This window comes from Sulfuritalea hydrogenivorans sk43H, from assembly GCF_000828635.1.
GTDB lineage: Bacteria > Pseudomonadota > Gammaproteobacteria > Burkholderiales > Rhodocyclaceae > Sulfuritalea > Sulfuritalea hydrogenivorans.
Window position 1 is genome coordinate 3304501 of record NZ_AP012547.1, and the last position, 23057, is coordinate 3327557.

Consider the following 23057-nt stretch of genomic DNA (forward strand, 5'->3'; position numbering starts at 1 on the left):
GTTCTCAGCTGTACGACTGCACGAAGAAATTGGCGACGACGAAATCGGCGCCGGATTCGATGGTCTCGCGCGGATGCAAGCGCGAGTTCTTGTCGCCGAGGGGAAACAGCAGCGCCACCTTGTCCTCGAGCGCATTGGCCGGCAACGCCATGCGGGCGTACTCGCCGACCTCGGGGATGTCGAGCAGCAAGGCTTCGGTCTGCAGGCCGCCGGCATCGGCAAAGACCGCATGCGGAGTTTTCGACAGGGTTTCGATGCCGATCGAACCCTGGTTCGGCCCGGTGCGGACGTAACGACGGACGATGCCGATCAGCCAGTTGTCGCCGCCCTCCGGCTGCATGCCGACCAGCGCGCCGATGCGGATCCAGTCCTGGCGGGAAATGGTGGCCTGCGCACCGAAGCCGCCCAGGCTGACATCGTCGATCACCCAGGTTTCCAGGCCTTCCTCGCCGCCGGCCCGGCCGGACAGGCGCCGATGCACCGCGGCCAGCCCATTGACCACTTTCAACTGCGAACTCATGCGGTGCCTGGCATTGCTGCGCATCGGCGGTTTGGGCGCCCAGCACAGCGCCAGATGCTCCAGCACCGGAATCACCTGGTCGACTTCGTATTGCGCGCCGAGGTTGATGCCGGGCGGCACGCGGCCTTCGTTCCGGATCTGCTCGATGGTTTTGGCCACTGCCTCGACCGCCCGCGTGCCGTTGAAAAAGCGCAGGGTCGGCGTCACTTCCGGCAATTTTGCGAGCCGCGTCGGCGGCAGCGGCTTGGCCGCATCGATCCAATACACGTTCTCCGGCCGGACTTCCCGGATCAGCGAAAAGAAGGGCAGGAAATAGTTGATGAGGCGCTCGGCGATTTCGATTTCCAGCGGCTGCAGCTTGTCCATCGATGCGGCATGGAAGACCAGCACCTTGAGGTATTCGGCCTCGATCGTGCCTTCGTTGACGCCGGGATAGAGCTGCAAGGGCTTCTGCGCGGTTTTTGCCTCGACGGCGGCCAGATAGACAGTGCCCAGCGACTGCCAGAAGCCGGGGTCGACCGGGCCGTAGCGGAACTGCTTCCACTTGAGTTGCGCCGCCAGGGCATTGATCAACCGACCATGGATCATCGGCAATTGCGAGCGGACCGCATCCGCGTCCTTCTTTTCCGCCGCCTGATGGCGGGCAATGCAGTCGAGATAGGCGGCGACCAGCTGCTCCCAGTAGCCGTGGCAACACTGCCACTGCTTCGATTCCTGGACGCGGCTGAGGCCGACCGATGCCGGATAGTCGCGCCCGAGACGGCGAGCGTGGGTCACGGCGGCTTCGTCGATCCGGAGGACCAGGTCGATGCGCTGCGGCAGCTTGAAGCTCTCGTCGGCGGCGAGCGATTCGAGCCAGGCGCCCGCATCTTCGACTGCCGAAAGCGAGCCGCGGCCGGGATTTGCGATCTCGGCGAGGATGCGCTTGGCTTCGCGCGAGTCGGCGAGCGGGTGAACGGTCTTGTTGGAGAAGAATCCGAGCATGAGGGGTCTTTACCGGCGAGTGGGCGCTAGCATAGCTGCTCGGGGCCCCGCTGTCATTCCCGCGGCAGCCACTGTGCCAGCAGCGTCAGGCCCCAGGCGACACCAAAGCCGGTGAGGTCGGACGCCGTGGCGCCGAGGCCGCCGCTGCAACTGGACGCCGAAAGATCGACGTGCAGCCACGGCCGCCCGTGGGTGAAGCGCTGCAGGAAACGCGCCGCGAGGATGTGGTCGGCTTCGCCGTCGAGGGTGCACTGCTTGACATCGGCCACCTTCGAATCGAGCGCCGGATCGTAGTCCTCATCCATCGGGAAGACGCAGATCCGTTCCCCGCTGGCCTGCCCGGCGGCCACCGCCAGCGAACCCAGGGCTTCGCTGCTGGCAAATGCACCCGAGTAGCGGGCACCGAGCGCCACATGCATGGAGCCGGTGAGCGTGGCGAAATCGATCACCAGATCGGGCTTAGCCTTCTTCTTGCCGCCGCTCGCCATGAGCAGCGTATCGGCCAGTACCATGCGGCCTTCGGCATCGGTGTGCACGACCTCGATGGTGGTGCCGTCCAGCGCCGTGACGATGTCGTTCTGCTTGTAGGCGCCGGGCGAGAGGTGGTTGTGGGCGATCGCCAGCCAGCAGTCGATGGCCACCGGCAGCTTCATCTCGGCCGCGGCCAAGACCAGTGCCAGCGCCACGGCGGAGCCGTTCATGTCTTCGTGCATGCCGGCCATGTAGCGCGCAGGCTTGAGGTTGTGGCCGCCGGTGTCGAAGCAGATGCCCTTGCCGACCAGCGCCACGGACTTTTTCGCGGACTTCGGTTTCCACGACAGATGCACGATGGCGGCATCTTCGTGGTGCGAGCCCTGAGCCACGGCGCAGAACGCCCCCGCGCCCATTTTCCTGAGTTGCCTGAAATCAAATTCCTCGATGCCCAAGCCGGCATCTTTCGCCACACCGCGAATACGCTTGCGGTAGGTGGCCGGCGTCAATTCGTTTGGCGCCAGGGCCGTCAGTTCGCGCGCCAGCACGTTGGCACGCGCCAAGGCCACAACCGGGGCAAGGTCGGAAAGCTTGAGCGCACAGAACAGATCGATCTGCGCCAGCGCCACCGCCGGCTTCTTCTTGCGCACCGGCAGCGGCACGCCGTTGATCTGCGCCACATAGGCCGCGTCGCGCGCCACATCGTCCATGCCATCGCCCGGTGCGACCCAGATCGCAATGGACTTCGGTGTCTCGTCAAGCAGCAGCATCACCGCCTTGCGCACTCGCGTCAGCCGTTCGAAACGGGACAGCGTGGGATCGGCCATCAGCAGCGCAAGCCGCCGGCCGCCGGACAGATCGAGGACCAGCGGCGTCTTGGCCAGTTCCTTCGGCTTCAGCGCCTTGCGTTTCAGCACCGCCAGCCATTGATCCCGCTGCGGCAGATCAGGCGGCAGCGCATCGCCGGCAGGCAGGATGACGAGGCCGTGGGTGGCGTGATCCAGCTGCGAATACCGGCGTGCGGGCTGCAATGCGATGCGGGGGAGCGTCATGAACGATTCCAGTAAAATGGATGGCCGATTATAAGTCCCGCCGTCATCCATGCGCCCCTACCTTGACCTGATGCGCCACGTACTCGACCACGGGCACGAGAAATCCGACCGCACCGGCACGGGCACCCGTTCGGTCTTCGGCTGGCAGATGCGCTTCGACCTGGCCGAGGGCTTCCCGCTGCTCACCACCAAGAAGCTGCACCTGCGCTCGATCATCCACGAACTGCTGTGGTTCCTGCAGGGCGACACCAACATCCGCTACCTCAAGGAAAACGGTGTCTCGATCTGGGACGACTGGGCCGATGCCAACGGCGACCTCGGCCCGGTGTACGGCCACCAGTGGCGGCACTGGCCGGCCAGGGACGGCAGCGAGATCGACCAGATCACGCAACTGATCGAGGGACTGAAGCAGAATCCGGATTCGCGCCGGCACATCGTTTCGGCCTGGAACCCGGCCGACATTCCGCAGATGAAGCTGCCGCCCTGCCACGCGCTGTTCCAGTTCTATGTGGCCGACGGCAAGCTCTCCTGCCAGCTCTATCAACGCAGTGCCGACATCTTCCTCGGCGTGCCCTTCAACATTGCGTCCTATGCGCTGTTCACGCTGATGGTGGCGCAGGTCTGCGACCTCGCGCCCGGCGACTTCGTGTGGACCGGCGGCGACTGCCACCTCTACTCGAACCACATGGAGCAGACCCGCCTGCAACTCGCGCGCGAGCCGCGCCAGCGCCCGACCATGCTGCTGAACCCTGCGGTGAAAGACATCTTCGGCTTCCGCTACGAGGATTTCACGCTGCAGGGCTACGACCCGCATCCGCACATCGCGGCGCCGGTGGCGGTGTGATCCTTTGCGGCGACATCGGCGGCACCAAGACCCTGCTCGGTCTGTTTCAGGGCGATGAACTGCGCGTCGATCGCCGTATCGCCAACGCCGACTTTCAGGATTTCGCCAGTCTGCTGGCAAGCTTCCTTGCCGAGACGCGGACCGATCCGTCGCTGATCCGTGGCGGCTGCCTCGCCGTGGCCGGGCCGATTGCCGATGACGGCCGCTCGGCACGGCTGACCAATCTGCCGTGGACCATCGACAGCGATGCGCTGGCGCACGACTTCGGCTTGCCCGTCCTGCACCTGGCGAATGACTTTGCCGCCGCGGCGCTGGGTGCGGTCACCGCGTCCTCCGCACATAAGGCCACCCTGCAATCGGGAGCGCCGCTGGCCGCGGCGCCGCGCCTCGTCGTCGGCGCCGGCACCGGCCTCGGCATGGCCATCGTCCTGCCGCAAGACGGGCGATGGCGGGTGCTTGCCGGCGAGGGCGGCCATGTCGCCTTCGCGCCGGCGGATGGCGAGCAGGCGGCGCTGTGGAGTTTTCTTAATGCACGACACGGCCGCGTTACCTGGGAACGGGTAGTTTCGGGACCGGGGCTGACATCCATCCACGCGTTCATCGCCGGCATCGAGTTGCCGCCGGAGGAGATTGCGACCCGCGCACTCGACGATCCGGACACGCTAGAACGCCGCTCGCTGAATATGTTCCTCGCCGCATATGGCGCCTTCGCCGGCGACATGGCGCTGGCCTGCCTGCCACGAGGCGGCGTATTCCTGGCCGGCGGCATCGCCGCCAGACTGTTGCCGGCGCTGCAACACGGCCCCTTCCTTGCCGCCTTCAATGCCAAGGCCGAACATGCCGCCATCGCCGCGCGCATGCCGGTTCACGTCGTCACCGATCCGCTGCTCGGCCTGCGCGGCGCAGTACTCCTCGCATCCAAAGCTTGATGTTTGTCAATATCCCGTCATATAGTGAGCGCAGCATGGTAGTTGGATAAAGCCACAGTCAGGAGGAGGCAAATATGGCAACCACCAGGAGCAGTACAAAAGCGCCGCCCGCCAAGCGATCGACACCGGCAAAGGGTGTCGCCAGGACCAAGCCGGCAACCACGGCGGCCAAGCCGAAGCCCATCGCCAAAGTGAGTGCGGCGAAAGCGGCGGTCCCGAAGGCGGCACCAAAGGCAGCAGCGGCAAAGCCGAAACGCGCGAGCGCCAAAAAGGCGGCCGGTATTCCGTCGGAGCAGCGCAGGAACTATATCGAGATGGCCGCTTACTACATCGCCGAGCGGCGCGGCTTTGCGCCGGGGAATCCGCTGGAAGACTGGGTGCAGGCCGAGGCCGAGATCGATCGGCTGCTGGCCGAAGGCCGGGTGGGCCAGTAGGGTATTGAGCGGGGCCGCTCAGGCCGGTAGCAACACCAGCGCCGCCAGCGGCGGCAAGGTCAGTGTCAGCGAAGCCGGGAATCCCATCCAGGAGCGGGATTCCGCGGTCACGCGGCCGCCGTTGCCCAGATCGCTGCCGCCGTAGTGGGCGGAATCGGTGTTCAGCCGCTCAAGGTAATCCTGTGCCAGCGGTACGCCGAGGCGATAGCCATGGCGCGGCACCGGCGTGAAGTTCAGCACCACCACGGCATGGCGGCCGTCGCGTGTGCGGCGCAACCAGCTCACCACCGATTGGTCGGCATCGTGGCAGTCGATCCACTGAAAGCCCGCGGAGGAAAAGTCCAGTTCATGCAAGGCCGGTTCATGCACATAGAGATGGTTCAACTCGCGCACCAGGCTTTTTACCCCGGCGTGGAGGGGATACTGGAGCAGATGCCAGGGGAGTTCTTCCGCCGCTCGCCATTCCCACGACTGGCCGATTTCGGCGCCCATGAACTGCAGCTTCTTGCCCGGCGCCATCATCTGGTAGGCCAGCAGCAGGCGCAGGTTGGCAAAGCGTTGCCATTCATCGCCCGGCATCTTGCCCAGCAGCGAACCCTTGCCATGCACCACCTCGTCGTGCGACAGGGGCAGCACGAAGTTCTCGGTGTAGGCGTAGAGCTGGCCGAAGGTCAGCCGCTCGTGCTGGTAGCGCCGATACACCGGATCGTGCTGCATGTAGTCCAGCGTGTCGTTCATCCAGCCCATGTTCCATTTCATCGAGAATCCGAGACCGCCGAGCCAGGTCGGCCGCGACACCATGGGCCAGGCCGTGGATTCCTCCGCAATGGTCAGCGCTCCGGCGAAGTCGCCGTGCACCATTTCATTCAGCTCGCGCAGGAAGGCGATGGCTTCGAGGTTCTCGCGCCCGCCATGCACATTGGGCGTCCATTCGCCGGCCTTGCGCGAGTAGTCGAGATAGATCATCGACGCCACGGCATCGACACGCAGGCCGTCGATGTGGAACTCGGACAGCCAGTAATACGCCGAGGACAGCAGGAAGCTCCTGACCTCGTTGCGCCCGTAGTTGAAGACATGCGTGCCCCAGTCGGGATGCATCTTCTGCTTCGGATCGGCGTGTTCGTAGAGCGCCGAGCCATCGAAATGGGCCAGCGCCCAGTCGTCGGCCGGAAAGTGTCCGGGTACCCAGTCGAGCAGCACGCCGATGCCGGCCTGATGCAGGCTGTCGATCAGGAAGCGCAGGTCGTCGGCGCTGCCGAAGCGCGAACTCGGGGCGAAGAAGCCGGTGCACTGATAGCCCCAGGATTCGTCGAGCGGATGTTCCATCAGCGGCAGGAATTCGACATGCGTGTAGCCCAGCTCGACGAGGTAGGGCACCAGCCGCGCCGCCAGCTCGCGGTAGCTGTAGAAGCTGCGGTCGGGATGGCGCATCCAGCTGCCCAGATGCATTTCGTACACGCTCATCGGCGCGGACAGCCAGTCGCGCGTGCTCCTCGCCTCCATCCAGCCGCTGTCATTCCAAGCGTGCTGCGTCGCCGGCGTTACGCGACAGGCCGTGGCGGGGCGCCGCTCGAAGGCCAGCGCGTAGGGGTCGCTCTTGAGCCGCAGCGCCCCGCTGCCGCGCACGCGCAACTCGAAGCGATACAGCGCACCGGCGGCCAGTTCCGGAATGAACAATTCCCAGACACCGGATGCGCCCAGGGTCGACATGGGATGGGCGCGGCCATCCCAGCCATTGAAATCGCCCACCACCGAGACCCGTTCGGCATTCGGCGCCCAGACGCGAAAACAGATGCCGGCAATGCCTTCGCGGGTCCCCGGCACCGCGCCAAGCGTGCGCCAGGCCTGACGCAAGCGTCCGGCATTGAACAGGAACAGGTCGTCGGCCGGCGGCTGCGGCGGGAACGCGTAGGGATCGTATTGCCTCACGCCATCGATGTCCAGGCGCCACGGCCGGGGCGGAGGCGAGGTTCCCCGCCATTCGAACAGGTCCGAACCGCTGCGGCGTTTCAGCGGCGCCCACTCGCCATTGGCCAGCGCCACCGCGACCGATTTCACATGCGGACGGAATACCCGCAGCCGCCAGCCGGCGCCCTCGGCATGGAGACCGAGCACCGCAAACGGATCATGTTCGCGCGCTTCGAGCAATGCGGCGCAGGCAAGGTCTGGCATGGGTATATATTCGAAGGGTTTTTTTGCTATCGTGCAGATTGTAGCCGCAACGGAGGGATCACCATGCAGTCGATTACAGGGACGGGCGGCACCAGAGGTTTCCTGCAGGCAATGGCAAGCGAGGATATCCGTCGATGAATACCAGCGAACTCACCCGCGGCAGCTTCGCCATCATCCTGGCCGGTGGGCGCGGCAGCCGCCTGATGCAACTCACCGACTCGCGTTCGAAGCCGGCGGTACCCTTCGGCGGCAAATTCCGCATCATCGACTTCACGCTGTCGAACTGCGTCAATTCCGGCATCCGCCGCATCGGTGTCGCCACGCAGTACAAGGCACAGAGCCTGATCCAGCACCTGCAGCGCGGCTGGAGCTTTCTCGACGGCCGTTTCCACGAGTTCATCGACATCCTGCCGGCACAGCAGCAGGTTGGCGAAAACTGGTATCAAGGCACGGCGGATGCGGTATTCCAGAACCTGGCCCTGATTCGGCGCAACCGGCCGAAACATGTGCTGGTGCTTTCCGGCGATCACGTCTACAAGATGGATTACGGCCGCATGCTGTCCGAGCATGTGCATCGCCAGGCCGATCTCAGCGTCGCTTGCATCGATGTGCCGCTCGCCGAAGCCAGCGAGTTCGGAGTCATGCACGTCGGCGACAACCAGCGCATTTCCGCCTTCGTCGAAAAGCCGGCGAACCCGCCTCCGATGCCGGGGCGACCCGACCGGGCGCTGGCCAGCATGGGGGTCTATGTCTTCAATGCCGACTTCCTCTACGAGCAGCTGATCCGCGACCACGACGACCCGCACTCGTCGCGCGACTTCGGCAAGAACGTGATCCCGCATTGCGTCGAGCGCTATCGCGCGTTCGCGCACAATTTCGCCAACTCCTGCGTCGGCATGGACAGCAGCGGCATTCCCTACTGGCGCGACGCCGGCACCATCGACGCCTACTGGGAAGCCAACATGGAGCTGACCAAGGTCACCCCCGAACTCAATCTCTACGACGACGACTGGCCGATCTGGACCCATCAGGAACAACTGCCGCCGGCCAAGTTCGTTTTCGACGACGAAGGCCGGCGCGGCATGGCGGTCGATTCCCTGGTCTCGGGCGGCGACATCATCAGCGGCGCCGTCGTGCGCAAGTCGCTGCTGTTCTCCCGCGTCCATGTACACAGCTTTGCCGAGATCGAGGAATCGGTGGTCCTGCCCGACGTGCACATCGGACGCGGCGCAAAGCTGCGCCGGGTGGTCATGGACAAGCATTGCCGCGTTCCCGAAGGCATGACCATCGGTTACGACGTCGAGGCCGACCGCAAGCGCTTCCATGTCAGCGAAAACGGCATCACCCTGGTGACGCCGGAAATGCTGGGCCAGAAGATCCATCACATCCGATAAAGCGAAACGGGATTGCTGTGACGAAAACCCTCGACCTGGTCTTTCTCTGGCACATGCACCAGCCGGACTACCGCGACCATGGCGCCACGGGAGTCGGCGCTGGCGGTACGGCGGCCCATCAATCCACCGGCGAATTCGTCCTGCCCTGGGTGTACCTGCACGCCATGAAGGACTATGTCGACATGGCGGCGCATCTTGAACGCCATCCGCACATCCGCTGCGTGGTGAATTTCGTGCCGGTGCTGCTCGACCAGATCGAGGACTACGCGCAGCAGTTCGCCAGCGGCGAGTTCCGCGATCCGCTGCTGCGCATGCTGGCCACCCCCGACCTGGACCGCATCAGCGACGCCGATCGGCGCCTGCTGCTGGCCACCTGCTTCCGCAGCAACCACGTCACCATGCTGGCGCCCTTTCCTCAATACAAGCGCCTGCACGACATCTACCAGTTGCTCGTGCACGAAAACGAAATTGCCTACGGCTACCTGTCCGGCGCCTACTTCTCGGACCTCGTCACCTGGTACCACCTGGCCTGGACCGGCGAAACCGAACGCCGCCGCAATCCGCTGCTGGCAACGCTGATGAGCCAGGGCGAAGGCTATGACGCGGACGACCGGCAGCGTCTGCTGGCGAGCATCGGCGAACTGATCACCGGGCTGATTCCGCGCTGGCGGGCGCTCGCCGCGCGCGGCCAGGTCGAGCTCTCGTCCACCCCGCAAACACATCCGCTGTCGCCGCTCCTGCTCGACTTCCAGGTTGCCCGCGAAAGCCTGCCCCAGGCGCCGCTGCCCTTCGCCGCCGCCTACCCCGGCGGACGCAGCCGCGTCATCGCCCAGATCGGCGCCGCGCGAACCAGCCACGCCCGGCGCTTCGGCGCGACGCCGGTCGGCATGTGGCCAGCGGAAGGGGCCGTTTCCGAGGACTTTGTAAAACATCTGGCCACGTCCGGCTGCCGCTGGATCGCCAGCGGCGAAGGCGTGCTGAAGAACAGCCTCGCCGCCAGCGGCATCGCCGACCCGCATGCCGCCTATCGTCCCTGGCGCCTGGAAAAGGCACCGGGGCTGACGCTGTTTTTCCGCGACGAGCGGCTCTCGGACCTGATCGGCTTCGACTACGCCAAATGGCATGGCCGCGATGCCGCGCAGCACCTGGTGACGCAGCTCGAAGCCATCCTCGATGCCGCCACCGAGAACGAAACACCGGTGGTCAGCATCATCCTCGACGGCGAAAATGCCTGGGAGCACTATCCCTACAACGGCTATTACTTCTTTGACGATCTCTACGCCCTGCTCGCCGAGCATCCGCGCATCCGCAGCACCACCTACGCCGAACTCCTGGCACGATCACCGTCGCCGGTGGCGACCCCGTTGCCGCGCCTGACGGCGGGCAGCTGGGTGTACGGCACCTTGTCCACCTGGATCGGCGACGAGGCGAAAAACCGCGGCTGGGATATGCTGTGCGAGGCCAAGAAGAGCTGCGACCGGGTACTCGCCAGCGGCCGGCTCGACGCCGCGCAAATTGCCGCCGTCGAGACGCAACTGGCCATCTGCGAAAGCTCCGACTGGTTCTGGTGGTTCGGCGACTACAACCCGTCCGCCGCGGTCGCCAGCTTCGACAGCCTGTACCGGCGCAATCTGACGCGGCTCTATCGCCTGCTGCAACTGGAGCCGCCGCCGCAACTCGAAACCCCCATCTGCGCCGGATCTGCCACCGCCGAAGGCGGCTCCATGCGTCGCGTTACCGTTTCCCAAAGCTGAGCTCACCCATGCCCATCAGTCTCCTGTTCGGGGTTCATGCCCACCAGCCCGTCGGCAATTTCCCGGCGGTCATCGATGACGCCCACATCCGCAGCTACGGCATGTTCCTGCGCGTCATGGAGCGCTATCCGGAGTTCCGCTTCAGCGTGCACTTTTCCGGCTGGCTGCTGGATGTCCTGTTCGAACGCTTTCCCGACGACATGGCGCGCCTGGCGGCCATGACCCGCCGCGGCCAGGTCGAATGGTTCGGCTCCGGCGATTGCGAACCGGTGCTGGCGGCGATTCCGCATCGCGACCGGGTGACGCAGATCGCCACGCTGTCCGACAAGATCGAGCGCCGCTTCGGCATGCGTCCCTCCGGCGCCTGGCTCACCGAGCGCGTCTGGGAATCCTCGGTGGTCACCTCGCTGGTCGCCACCGGCATCCGCTACGTGGCGGTCGACGACTACCACTTCCTCTGTGCCGGCGAAGATGCCGCGCACCTCGACAGCTTTTTCTCGACCGACGAGGACGGCCGCCGCCTCGACCTGTTCCCGATTTCGGAAGCCGCGCGCTACCGGCTGCCGTTCTCGCCGGCCGCCGAGGCCGTGGCCTGGCTGGAAGATCTGGCGCGCCAGGGTCATCGCGCCTCGATCTATTTCGACGACATCGAAAAGTTCGGCATCTGGCCCGAGACCTACCAGTGGGTGTACGAAAAGGGCTGGCTGACGCAGTTCGTCGAAGGCGTGCTGGCATCGAAGCTGATCCGCACCGAGACCTACGCCGAGTACCACGCCCGCGAGCGAACCCGCGGCATCGTGTACCTGCCGACCACGTCCTATATCGAAATGAACGAATGGACCCTGCCGGCGCCTCGTGCCGCGACCTATCACGCGCTGATAGAGGCGGAAAAGGCCGCCGGCCGCTTCGAAGAGCACAAGCCCTTCCTGCGCGGCGGCATCTGGCGCAACTTCATGTCGCGCTATACCGAAGCCAACTGGATGCACAAGCGCATGCTCGGCGCCTCGCGGCGGCTGGCCGGGCTGCCCGCCGAACAGCGCACGTCCGATCTGCAGGAGTTCCTGCACCGGGCACAGGCCAACGATGCCTATTGGCACGGCCTGTTCGGCGGCCTTTACCTGCCGCACCTGCGCCGCGCCATCTGGAACAACCTGCTGCAACTCGAAGCCGCGCTGGAACACCTGGCGCCCTGTCCGCGCCAGCAGCAGGGCGACCTCGATCATGACGGCCACGTCGAAACGGCATTCCGCAATGCACAGATCCACGCCTATGCGCGCGACGACGGTCACGCCGCGCTGGTGGAGCTTTCCAGCCTGGCGCTGGCGCACAATTTCGGCGATACCCTGCGCGCCTACCCCGAGGTCTACCACGGCAAAATCAGCTACGGCGAATCCGCTTCAGCGACGGCGGAGGAAGGCACGGGGATCACGTCGGCCCACGACCGCGTCGCCTACCTGCACACCATCCTGCAAGGCGACGCCGATCCGGACGAGCGTCCGCGGGGTCTCTTCATCGACGCGATGGTCGACGCCAACGGCATGATGCGGCCGCTTGCCGCTTATGTGCCGGGCGCGGAACCGGGCCGCTGGGTCAGCGGCGGCGAAGGCTGGCGCATCGAAAAACGCTATGCGCTCAAGGACGATGCGCTCTGTGTCAGCTTCCGGGTCGAGGGCACCCGGCTCCCGGCCGCGATCGAAACCGAAATCAACATCGCCATGCCGAGCTGCGACGGCTTCGGCGGCCGCTACGTGCTGGCCGACGGTCGCGTGCCCGGTGGTTTCGGCGACCCACTCCAACTCGACGACATGCGCTCGCTCACGCTGGACGACAGCGAGTTGCATGGCGCCTTGCGCATCGAGGCCAGCCAGCCGGTCCGGCTCGACGCAAGGCCGCACCGCACCGTGTCGCAATCCGAAGCCGGTTTCGAAAAAATCATGCAGGCCGTCTGCATTACCCTGGCATGGTCGCCCGCGACCGATACCGAACAGATCATTGCGCTGCGGATAATTCCTGCATCGTAGAATGCAAAAGCAAAATAGTGACGCCCCCCACCCCCCATCCCCCGCCCCGGGGCGGGGGCTACTGATTTGCTCGCGATGCTCGACAATCACTATGCACAGCGCCCAGAATTAACTACGGTAACCATCATGCCCGGCACCCGCTATCAACTCGAAGTCAATCCCGAGATTCCCGCGCGACTCGCGCGTCTCGACGAACTCGCCAACAATCTCTGGTACAGCTGGGACCGGCCGACCCGCTCGCTGTTCGCGCGCCTGAGTGCGGGCCTGTGGCGCGCCACCCACCACAGCCCCAAGGCCTTCCTCAAGCGCATGGACCAGAAGCGGATCAACGAGGCAGCGGACGATCCGGTATTCCTCGGCACCATGAACCGGGTGCTGTCGGCCTACGATTCCTATCACTCGGAACCGCGGCTGGAGCTGCCGGGCAAACCGCCGTTGCAGTCGACCGACCTGATCGCCTACTTCTGCGCCGAGTTCGGCTTTCATGAAAGCCTGCCGATCTACTCGGGCGGCCTGGGCATCCTCGCCGGCGACCATTGCAAGGGCGCCTCCGACCTGCGCCTGCCCTTCATCGCCGTCGGCCTGCTTTACCGGCAGGGCTATTTCCACCAGACCATCGATCGCGACGGCAACCAGACCGCCCACTACGGCGACAACGATTTCGACGACATGCCGATCGAGCCGATGCGCAATCAGGATGGCAGCGACGTGCGCGTCGGCGTCGATTTTCCCGGCCGCACGGTGTGGGCCAAGGTCTGGCGGGCACGCATCGGCATCAACAGCCTCTACCTGCTCGACACCGACCTCGGCGAAAACAGCGAAGCCGACCGCGGCATCGCCCATCAACTTTATGGCGGCGACCGGCGCACCCGCATCGAGCAGGAAATCGTGCTCGGTGTCGGCGGCGTGCGCGCCCTCAACGCACTCGGGCTGAATCCCACCGTCTGGCACATCAATGAAGGCCATGCCGCATTCCTGGTGCTGGAACGCATCCGCAACCTGGTCGGGCAGAACATGTCCTTCGCCGCCGCGCTCGAAGCGGCGGCCGCCAACACGGTATTCACCACCCACACGCCGGTGCCCGCCGGTCACGACCACTTCGCCGACGACATGGTGATGCATTACTTCGGCGAATTCTGCAAGGCAACCGGGCTCGACCGCGACGGCCTGCTCAACATGGGTCGCGTCGGCGGCAACGGCGGCGAATTCAACATGACGGCGCTGGCGCTGCGCGGCTCGCGCTTCCACAATGGCGTGTCGCGCATCCACGGCGAGGTCTCCTCGCGGATCTGCGGCGACCTCTGGCCGCAGGTCGCCGCGGCCGAGAATCCGATGGATTACGTCACCAACGCGGTGCATGTGCCGACGTTTCTCGCCACCGACTGGTACGAAACCTTCGACCGCCACCTCGGCCTCGGCTGGCAGCACCGCCTCACCGACCAAAGCTGCTGGAACGGCGTGCAGCGCATTCCGGACCAGATTTTCTGGAGCATCCGCCAGTCGCTCAAGGCCCAGCTGCTGCATCTGGTGCACAGCCGGGTCCGCCAGCAGCATCTGCGCAACCAGGGTTCCGAGGCGCACCTGGATCGCGTGCTGCGCAGCGCCGATCCGACCAATCCGACGGTGCTGACCATCGGCTTTGCCCGGCGCTTCGCCACCTACAAGCGCGCCGCGCTGCTGTTCAACAACCTCGACTGGCTGCGCGAAATCCTGTCCGACGCGCAGCATCCGGTACTGTTCATTTTTGCCGGCAAGGCGCATCCGGCCGACGAGCCGGGGCGACGGCTGATCCGCCAGATCGCCGAACTGTCGCAGCAGCGCGAGTTCGAAGGCCGCATCCTGCTGGTCGAAGGCTACGACCTGCACCTGGCGCGGCGCATGGTGGCCGGCGTCGATGTCTGGCTCAACAATCCGATCTATCCGCTGGAAGCCTCCGGCACTTCGGGCATGAAGGCGGCGATCAACGGCGCCATCAACCTGTCGGTGCTCGATGGCTGGTGGGGAGAAGGCTACGACGGCAAGAACGGCTGGGCGATCAAGCCGGCGGCCGAGGGCCTCGATCCCGCGCAGCGCGACATCGACGAAGCGCGCACCCTGTACGAGCTGCTTCAGGACAGTGTCATCCCGATGTACTACCGCAACACCTCGCTCGGCTATTCCCCGGAATGGGTCGCCATGGCCAAGCAATCGATCGCATCGATCATGCCGCGCTTCAACATGCAGCGCATGCTGACCGACTATGCCGAAAAGTTCTACTCACCGGCCGCGGAGCAGTGGCGCCGCTACTCCAGCGCCGACTTTTCCGGCGCACGCCGGGTCGCCGACTGGAAGGCGCGGATACGCGCGGCCTGGCCGCGCATTGGCCTGCGCCGCATCGATCAGATGGCGGCCCGCATCCGCTACGGCGAAACGCTGCGCTTCGAAATTGCGGTGCAGCTCGACGGCCTGACACCGGATGACCTGACGGTGGAACTGGTGTTCACCCGCCCCGGCGAACCCACCTCCGCCAGGGCGCGGCGCTATGAACTGCACCATGAGCGGCCGCTGGAGCGCGGCGAGCACTTGTTCTCGCGCGAACTGACACCCGACCAATGCGGCAAGATGGAATATCGCGTCAGGGTGTTTCCGACTCACGAACTGCTGACCCATCCCTTCGAGATGGGCATGATGCTCTGGCTGTAGGAAGCCTCCCATGAAAACCGTCACTGCCGCCGCCTGGAAAGCCCTCGCGAGCGAAGCCGAATCCATCCGGGGCGTCCATCTGCGCGACATGTTCGCCGCGGATGCGCAGCGGTTTTCATCATTGTCGGTGCGCTGGAATGACTGGCTGCTGGACTATTCCAAGCAACGCGTGGCGGCTGCATGCATGGAACGGCTGCATCAGCTCTGGCATGCCGCCGAGGTTCCCGGCTGGATCGCCCGCATGCGCGCCGGCGAGGCCATCAACCACACCGAAAAACGCGCGGCGCTGCACATCGCCCTGCGTCATCCCGCCGGCAAGGGGCCGATCATGCATGCCGGGCGCGATGTCATGCCGGACGTTCTGCGCGAACTGGACAGGATGCGCGACTTCGCCGCGCAGATCCATGGCCGCCACTGGCGCGGCGCCACCGGCGAACCGATCACCGACATCGTCAACATCGGCATCGGCGGCTCCGACCTCGGGCCGCGCATGGCCACCCAGGCGCTTGCCGCGTTTCGCCATCCCGAGCTCACGGTACATTACGTGGCCAATCTGGATGGCGCCGATCTGGCCACGGTGCTCGCCGGACTGCAGCCGCGCACCACGCTGTTCGTGATCGCCAGCAAGACCTTCACCACCCAGGAAACCATGCAGAACGCCGCCTCGGCGCGCCACTGGCTGGTCCGGGCGCTGGGCGAGGCAGCCGTGGCGCGGCACTTCGTCGCGGTGTCGACCAATCTTGCGGAAGTGGCCCGCTTCGGCATCGACCCGGCCAATGCCTTCGCCTTCTGGGACTGGGTCGGCGGACGCTACTCGCTGTGGTCTGCCATCGGCCTGCCGCTGGTGCTGGCCGTGGGCTTCGACCACTTCCGCCAATTTCTGGCCGGCGCGCACGCCATGGACGAACACTTTTTCTCGGCGCCGGTTGCAGAAAACCTGCCGGGCCTGCTGGCACTTCTGGAAATCTGGAACACCAACGTCCTCGGCGCCGACAACCGCGCCCTGCTGCCCTACAGCCAGTCGCTGGCCCTGCTGCCGCGCTACCTGCAGCAGCTCGAAATGGAATCCAACGGCAAGCAGGTGGACAGGCAAGGCCGGCCCCTCGACTGCGTGACGGCACCGATACTCTGGGGCGAAGCCGGCACCAATGGCCAACATGCGTTCTACCAGCTGATTCACCAGGGCGGACGCCTCGTGCCCTGCGAGTTCATCGCCTGCCGCCAGCCCGACTTTGCCTTGCCCGGCCACCACGAGAAACTTCTGGCGAATTGTTTTGCCCAAAGCGAAGCGCTGATGCGCGGCAAGACGCTGGCGGAAACCACCGCCGAACTCACGGCCGGCGGCACGAGTCCCGAGCAGGTGGCGGCGCTCGCGCCCTACCGCAGCTTCCCCGGCAACCAGCCGTCGACCACGCTGTTGCTGCCTCGCCTTGACCCGTTCAACCTCGGCGCGTTGCTGGCGCTCTACGAGCACAAGGTCTTCGTGCAGAGCATCGTCTGGGACATCAACCCCTTCGACCAGTGGGGCGTGGAATACGGCAAGCAGCTGGCCAACCGGCTGCTGCCGATCATCGAAGGCAAGGCGCCGGCCGCCGGCCTCGACAGTTCGACCGCGGGGCTGATCAGCGCCTGCAAGTCATGAACCTACAAAAAAGCAATTGGTCCGCAGATTTCGCAGATTTGCGCAGATTCAAACGTGGTAATTCGCCGGGTTGGAGACGATCGCTGGCCAACCCGATAGGCGATGGGCCAGACGCACCAATCTTGTTGATCCATCTGCGCAAATCTGCGAAATCTGCGGACCAAAAGCTGTTTGCGGAATGAATATCCTTTTCGCCACCTCCGAGATCGCCCCCTGGGTCAAGACCGGCGGCCTCGGCGACGTCGCCGGTGCGCTGCCCGCCGCATTGCGCGCCCTGGGCATCGACGTGCGCGTGCTGGTGCCCGCCTATCCCGCGCTGCTGAAGGCGTTTCCGGATGCCGAAGAAATCGCGCAGCCGCACTGGCTGGGCGGCCTGCTGCCGATACCGACACTGCGACAAGCGAGGGCACCCGACGGCACGCCGCTGTTGCTGCTCGATTACCCGCACTACTTCGATCGACCGGGCAACCCCTACCTGGGGCCCGAAGGACGCGACTGGCTCGACAACCACCTGCGCTTCGGGCTGTTGTCGCGCGTCGCCGCGTGGCTCGGCTCGGCGGCGAGCACGCTCGACTGGCAGCCCGACATCGTCCACTGCAACGACTGGCAGACCGGGCTTGCCCCGGCTTATCTGCACTACCTGCCGGGAGCGCAGGCGAAGTCACTGCTAACCCTGCACAACCTGGCCTTCCAGGGCCTGTTCGACCATGCCTCCCTGTTCGAACTCGGGCTGCCGGACGAAGCCTGGCGGATCGACGGCGTCGAGTACTACGGCTACCTGTCCTTCCTCAAGGCTGGCCTGCAACATGCCAATGCCATCACCACGGTCAGCCCGAGCTACGCCCGCGAAATCCAGACCGATGCCGAAGGCATGGGCATGGCCGGCCTGCTGCGCCATCGCGGCGACCGGCTCTCCGGCATCCTCAACGGCATCGACACCACGGCCTGGAATCCGGCCGCCGACCGCCACCTGCGCCAGACATACAGCGCCCGCCGCATGGAGGGCAAGGCGGCCAACAAGGCGGCGCTGCAGGAAGAACTCGGGCTCGAACGCCGCGAGGACCTCCCCCTGCTCGCCGTGGTCAGCCGCCTGACCGAGCAGAAGGGGCTCGACCTGCTGCTGGAAGCGGCGCCGCAGGTACTCAAGCTGCCGGCACAACTCGTCGTTCTCGGCAGCGGCGAGCACTCGATGGAACACCGCTGGACGGCGCTGGCGCACAAACACAAGGATCGCTGCGCGGTCCGCATCGGCTTCGACGAAGCACTGGCCCACCGCATCGAGGCCGGTGCCGACATTTTCGTCATGCCCTCGCGCTTCGAACCCTGCGGCCTGAACCAGATGTACAGCCTGCGCTACGGCACGCCACCGGTGGTGCGCGCCACGGGCGGACTGGCCGATACCGTGATCGATGCCACCGACGAGAAGCATGGCAACGGTTTCGTTTTCGGACCGGCCACGGCGGCGGCCCTGCTGGAAGCCCTGCAACGCGCCGCCGAAGCCTGGCACGACCCCAGGCGCTGGCGCAAGCTGCAGAAACAGGGCATGGCCCGCGACTCCAGCTGGGCCGACGCGGCACAGCATTACGTCGAACTCTACCAGCGCCTATAATCGCCGGCCGATGCCAGCAACCCTCCTCACACTGATCGCCGCCGTCGCCAGAAATGGCGTGATCGGCATCGGCAATCGCCTGCCCTGGCACCTTCCGGCGGACCTCAAGCATTTCAAGGCACTGACCACGGGACACACCGTGATCATGGGACGCAAGACCTGGGAATCGCTGCCGGCGAAATTTCGCCCCCTGCCCGGCCGGCGCAACATCGTCGTCACGCGCAATGCCGGCTATCAGGCCGAGGGCGCCGTGGTCACGAATTCCCTGCCGGCGGCCCTCGCAGCGGCGGAAAGCGGCGAAGCCTTCGTCATCGGCGGCGCGGAATTGTATGTCGCGGCCATGCCGCTGGCGAACCGCCTGCAATTGACCGAAATCGAAGCCAGCATCGAAGGGGATACCTGGTTTCCCGCCATAGACCATCACCAATGGCAGGAAGTCGCGCGCGAAACGCATCGGGACGAAGCTGGCCTGAACTACGCCTTCGTCACCTACCAAAGAGGCAAGGGCTAGAAGTTCTCGCCGGGTATTTCGTCACTTCTTGCAAGCAACAGGCAGGCGAACTATCCCGACCTTGGGCGGCACGCGGAAGTTCATTCCCCGACGGTCCATTCGTAGCGAAGGTACTCGCTATCCCAGCGGCGGGACTTATCCGGACTGAACGAACTGGTACGGTAGCCGGGTGCCGGCAGCACGTAGGTCGTCCTGCCGTCCCGAACCGAGTGCACGGCGATGTCGGAGAGATAGATGCCCAAATCCTCGAGGAAGTAGTCCTCCCGGGTCTCTTCTGCCGGTTTGCTGCCGTCGCCGTAAGTGGCGCTATATCGGCAGACGATGCTCCACGCCATCCCCTTCAACCTGGGATGCAATTCACCGGCGCTTCGCTGTCCATTTACCCGGCAGTGGTTCGTCGCCTTGATGTAGGCGACGGAAGAACTTAGCGCCATGGTGGAACGCGAGGTGCTCTCGGCGCCCGCACGCAACGGAAACAGGCTTCCGCTCAGCTCGTCGATGGCGAGCAGTCGCGCGTCGGGCGACGCGCCCTTCTTCCCTGAGCCGAGGGAAAGGTGGGCGCAGCTGTAGCCGGCACGATCCGGCTCGCGCGTCGTGCGGCCGTCCAGGTCCACCGACCAGTTGCGGCTGGCAACGCACTTGTCGCCCACCGGTTCCTGTTCGCGGAAAAAGGTGAGAGGTTCCGGCAAGCGTGACCATTCGCGGCGGCCGGCCTTGACATTGAACAAATCGCTCGTCATCTCGTACTCGACGCGCACCCTTTTTGCTTTGGGGGTCAAGCGGAAGGCCTCCGAGTTTTCCAGGACAGTCCAGACATTTCCCGGCAGCGACAGCGGGATCGCCTGCCGCGGACTGACGGGCGCCAACGAGGCAGATGCTTCGGCTGCCGGCCGAACCACCGCCAGCTGTGGTGTCGATACGGCGACCTGCGCCGAATCACCAGCACGGAAATAGAAGCGCCCCAGCGACTGGTCGTAAAGCGCAGGCACCTGCTCGTGGCCGACGCCCTTGGCAAGTTCGACCACTTCCTCGCGCACGTTGCGCAGCACATCGTTCACCGGCACGCCGGGCTTGTCCATTTCCTTGAGCAGCACGCGGGTGAACACGCCATTGGGATTTTTGTCCCCCTGCCCCAGTCGATCCAGCGCCTGCTGCCCGGTTCCCGCCGAATAGAGCACCATCTGTCCGGTCGCCGCCGTGGTCGGCGCCAGGCCACGACCGCCGATGGCGCGGCCCGTCTGGCGAAAAGGATTGTTGCGGCAGGCGTCGATGATGGCCAGCGTGAAGCGCGCCTTCTGCTCCTGCAGGTCGTCGAGCACACGCTGCAACGGCACGGCATCGTCCTTGACCTGCTCCTCGCTGTCGCCCTTGATGTCCACCGGCAGCAGGTAGTTGGCGGCACCGAGTTGCACGCCATGACCCGAGTAGTAGAAAACCGCTTCGTCGCCGCCGCCGACCTGGGCCTTGAAGCTGCGCAGCGCGGACTTGAAGCTGCCGAGGTCGGCATCCAGTTTCAAGCTTACCTTGAACCCGGCCCGCTCCAGGGCCTGGGCGATTGCACGGGCGTCGGCACGCGCATTGGCGAGCGGCGCCACCCCCTTGTAGCTATCGTTGCCGATGACCAGCGCGATGCGGCGACCGATCGGCTGCGCGGCAAGATTGCGGCCGTCGGCGGCCTGCGCCACCAGCACCGTCTGTACGCACAACAAAATTGCCAGACACCAGGATTTCATGGTCATTTCCCGTGGCCGCCGCCATCTTGCACAGGGCCGGACGGAGATCGCCATCCTCAGTTCGCCACGCAGTCCACGTAGTAGCGCACGGCACCGTTGCTGGCATCCTTCACCAGACCGTGGATGTCGGTCTCGAAGCCGGGGAACTTCTCGTTGAACTCGCGCGCGAATTTCAGGTAGCGCACGATGGTGCCGTTGAAACGCTCGCCCGGAATCAGCAGCGGAATTCCCGGCGGGTAAGGCGTCAGCAGCACCGCGGTGACGCGGTTTTCCAGTTCGTCGATCGGCACGCGGTCGATCTCGCGATGCGCCATCCTGGCGAAGGCGTCGGCCGGGCGCATCGCCGGCACCATGTCCGAGAGGTACATCTCGGTGGTCAGGCGCGCCACGTCGTTGGCCTTGTACACCTCGTGGATCTGGGTGCACAGGTCCTTGAGGCCCACCCGCTCGTAGCGCGGATGCTTGGCGACGAACTCGGGCAGCACCTTCCACAGCGGGTGGTTGCGATCGTAGTCGTCCTTGAACTGCTGCAGCGCGGTGACCAGCGTGTTCCAGCGGCCCTTGGTGATGCCGATGGTGAACATGATGAAGAAGCTGTAAAGGCCGCACTTTTCGACGATCACGCCGTGCTCGGCGAGGTACTTGGTGACGATCGCCGCCGGGATGCCGTTGTCGTCCGAGAAATCGCCATCGACGTCGAGGCCCGGGGTGATGATGGTGGCCTTGATCGGGTCGAGCAGGTTGAAGCCCTTGGCCAGCTTGCCAAAGCCGTGCCACTTCTCCCCGGGCTTGAGCATCCAGGCCTCGCGCTCCTCGATGCCTTCCTCGGACAGATCTTTCGGCCCCCAGACCTGGAACCACCAGTCGGCGCCCCACTCCTTGTCCACCTTGCGCATGGCGCGGCGGAAGTCCAGCGCCTCGGCGATCGATTCCTCGACCAGCGCGGTGCCGCCCGGCTCTTCCATCATCGCCGCCGCCACGTCGCAGGAGGCGATGATCGAATATTGCGGCGAGGTCGAGGTGTGCATCAGGTAGGCCTCGTTGAACACGTCGCGGTCGAGCTTGTTGTTCTCGGCGTCCTGCACCAGTATCTGCGAGGCCTGGCTCAAGCCGGCCAGCAGCTTGTGCGTCGACTGCGTGGAGAACACCATCGACTCCTTGCAGCGCGGCCGGTCGGCGCCGATGGCGTGGTAATCGCCGTAGAAATCGTGGAAGGCGGCATGCGGCAGCCAGGCTTCATCGAAGTGCAGCGTGTCGATCTTGCCGTCGAGTTCCTCCTTGATGTCCTCGACGTTGTAGAGGATGCCGTCATAGGTGCTCTGGGTGATGGTCAGCACCCGCGGCTTGCCCTTGACCTGGCTGGCGAAGGGATGGGCGGCGATCTTCTTCTGGATGTTCTTCCAGCGGAATTCCTCCTTCGGGATCGGGCCGATGATGCCGTAGTTGTTGCGCGTCGGCATCAGGAACACCGGGATCGCGCCGGTCATCATGATGGCGTGCAGCACCGACTTGTGGCAGTTGCGGTCGACGATGACGATGTCGCCCGGCGCGACGGTGGAATGCCAGACGATCTTGTTCGAGGTCGAGGTGCCGTTGGTGACGAAGTACAGGTGGTCGGCGTTGAAGATGCGCGCGGCATTGCGTTCGGAGGCCGCCACCGGGCCGGTATGGTCGAGCAGCTGGCCGAGTTCCTCGACCGCGTTGCAGACGTCGGCGCGCAGCATGTTCTCGCCGAAGAACTGATGGAACATCTGGCCAACGGGGCTTTTGAGGAAGGCGACGCCGCCCGAATGGCCGGGGCAATGCCACGAATAGGAGCCGTCGGCGGCGTAGTGCGTGAGCGCCCGGAAGAAGGGCGGCGGCAGCGAGTCGAGGTAGGCCTTGGCCTCGCGCACGACGTGGCGGGCGATGAACTCCGGCGTGTCCTCGTACATGTGGATGAAGCCATGCAGCTCGCGCAGGATGTCGTTCGGGATGTGGCGCGAGGTGCGCGTCTCGCCGTGCAGGAAGATCGGGATGTCGGGATTCTTGTGGCGGATTTCCTCGACGAAGGCACGCAGGTTCAGCACGGCGGGATCGAGTTCCGGGCCGGGAGTGAACTCCTCGTCGTCGATCGAGAGGATGAAGGCCGAGGCCCGGCTCTGCTGCTGGGCGAAGGAAGAGAGGTCGCCGTAGCTGGTGACGCCCAGCACGTCAATGCCTTCCTCCTTGATCGCTTCGGCGAGGGCGCGGATGCCGAGGCCCGAAGCGTTCTCCGAGCGGAAATCCTCGTCGATGATGATGATGGGGAAATGAAAACGCATGG

At 65.2% G+C, this 23057-nt stretch carries 15 protein-coding genes; 10 read left to right on the top strand and 5 right to left on the bottom strand.

The features are described 5' to 3' along the window. Positions 1–4 precede the first annotated feature (4 nt). Both SUTH_RS15755 and SUTH_RS15760 read right to left on the bottom strand, forming a co-directional pair. On the bottom strand, positions 5–1504 hold the full coding sequence (locus SUTH_RS15755; RefSeq protein WP_041100579.1) for a hypothetical protein: 1500 nt from the start codon (positions 1502–1504) through the stop codon (positions 5–7). Between the two features lie 53 nt (positions 1505–1557). Continuing rightward, on the bottom strand, positions 1558–3027 hold the full coding sequence (locus SUTH_RS15760) for a M17 family metallopeptidase (RefSeq protein WP_052473707.1): 1470 nt from the start codon (positions 3025–3027) through the stop codon (positions 1558–1560). A 49-nt stretch (positions 3028–3076) separates the two neighbouring features. Here SUTH_RS15760 and SUTH_RS15765 point away from each other — a divergent pair, with 49 nt between their 5' ends. The 3 genes from SUTH_RS15765 to SUTH_RS19820 all read left to right on the top strand — a co-directional run bounded on the left by SUTH_RS15765 (position 3077) and on the right by SUTH_RS19820 (position 5234). Continuing rightward, complete coding sequence (locus tag SUTH_RS15765; protein WP_041100581.1) at positions 3077–3871, top strand: thymidylate synthase; 795 nt, start codon at positions 3077–3079, stop codon at positions 3869–3871. Next, on the top strand, positions 3868–4800 hold the full coding sequence (gene glk / locus SUTH_RS15770; protein ID WP_041100583.1) for a glucokinase: 933 nt from the start codon (positions 3868–3870) through the stop codon (positions 4798–4800). The genes SUTH_RS15765 and glk overlap by 4 nt, the downstream gene beginning before the upstream one ends. Before the next feature lie 74 nt (positions 4801–4874). Beyond that, positions 4875–5234, top strand: coding sequence for a DUF2934 domain-containing protein (locus tag SUTH_RS19820; RefSeq protein ID WP_041100585.1), 360 nt, complete (start codon positions 4875–4877; stop codon positions 5232–5234). Between the two features lie 18 nt (positions 5235–5252). Here the strand turns inward: SUTH_RS19820 and glgB are convergent, their stop codons facing one another. After that, positions 5253–7406 (bottom strand): 1,4-alpha-glucan branching protein GlgB, encoded by a 2154-nt coding sequence (glgB, locus tag SUTH_RS15780; RefSeq protein WP_041100587.1) that lies wholly within the window; start codon positions 7404–7406, stop codon positions 5253–5255. A gap of 134 nt (positions 7407–7540) precedes the next feature. On the opposite strand from glgB, the gene glgC reads away from it, so the two are divergent. The 7 genes from glgC (at position 7541) to SUTH_RS15815 (ending at position 19019) form a co-directional block, all read left to right on the top strand. Beyond that, on the top strand, positions 7541–8800 hold the full coding sequence (gene glgC / locus SUTH_RS15785) for a glucose-1-phosphate adenylyltransferase (RefSeq protein WP_041100589.1): 1260 nt from the start codon (positions 7541–7543) through the stop codon (positions 8798–8800). Positions 8801–8817: 17 nt separating this feature from the next. After that, positions 8818–10554 (top strand): glycoside hydrolase family 57 protein, encoded by a 1737-nt coding sequence (locus SUTH_RS15790; protein ID WP_041100591.1) that lies wholly within the window; start codon positions 8818–8820, stop codon positions 10552–10554. A gap of 8 nt (positions 10555–10562) precedes the next feature. Next, positions 10563–12575 (top strand): alpha-amylase/4-alpha-glucanotransferase domain-containing protein, encoded by a 2013-nt coding sequence (locus SUTH_RS15795; RefSeq protein ID WP_041100593.1) that lies wholly within the window; start codon positions 10563–10565, stop codon positions 12573–12575. A 126-nt stretch (positions 12576–12701) separates the two neighbouring features. Further along, on the top strand, positions 12702–15257 hold the full coding sequence (glgP, locus tag SUTH_RS15800) for an alpha-glucan family phosphorylase (protein ID WP_041100595.1): 2556 nt from the start codon (positions 12702–12704) through the stop codon (positions 15255–15257). 10 nt (positions 15258–15267) lie between these two features. Continuing rightward, positions 15268–16899, top strand: coding sequence for a glucose-6-phosphate isomerase (gene pgi, locus SUTH_RS15805; RefSeq protein ID WP_041100597.1), 1632 nt, complete (start codon positions 15268–15270; stop codon positions 16897–16899). Between the two features lie 178 nt (positions 16900–17077). Further along, positions 17078–18508: a glycogen synthase GlgA gene (gene glgA / locus SUTH_RS15810; RefSeq protein WP_041100599.1), complete on the top strand. Its 1431-nt coding sequence runs from the start codon at positions 17078–17080 to the stop codon at positions 18506–18508. A 10-nt stretch (positions 18509–18518) separates the two neighbouring features. Next, positions 18519–19019 carry a dihydrofolate reductase gene (locus SUTH_RS15815; protein ID WP_041100601.1) on the top strand — a complete coding sequence of 167 codons (501 nt, stop codon included), beginning with the start codon at positions 18519–18521 and terminating at the stop codon, positions 19017–19019. Positions 19020–19099: 80 nt separating this feature from the next. On the opposite strand, the gene SUTH_RS18680 is transcribed toward SUTH_RS15815, so the two are convergent. Beyond that, the gene (locus SUTH_RS18680) at positions 19100–20752 is read right to left on the bottom strand and encodes a caspase family protein (RefSeq protein ID WP_171817385.1); all 1653 of its coding nucleotides are present in this window, start codon (positions 20750–20752) and stop codon (positions 19100–19102) included. 56 nt (positions 20753–20808) lie between these two features. Beyond that, positions 20809–23055: an arginine/lysine/ornithine decarboxylase gene (locus SUTH_RS15825; RefSeq protein WP_041100603.1), complete on the bottom strand. Its 2247-nt coding sequence runs from the start codon at positions 23053–23055 to the stop codon at positions 20809–20811. Positions 23056–23057: the final 2 nt, after the last annotated feature.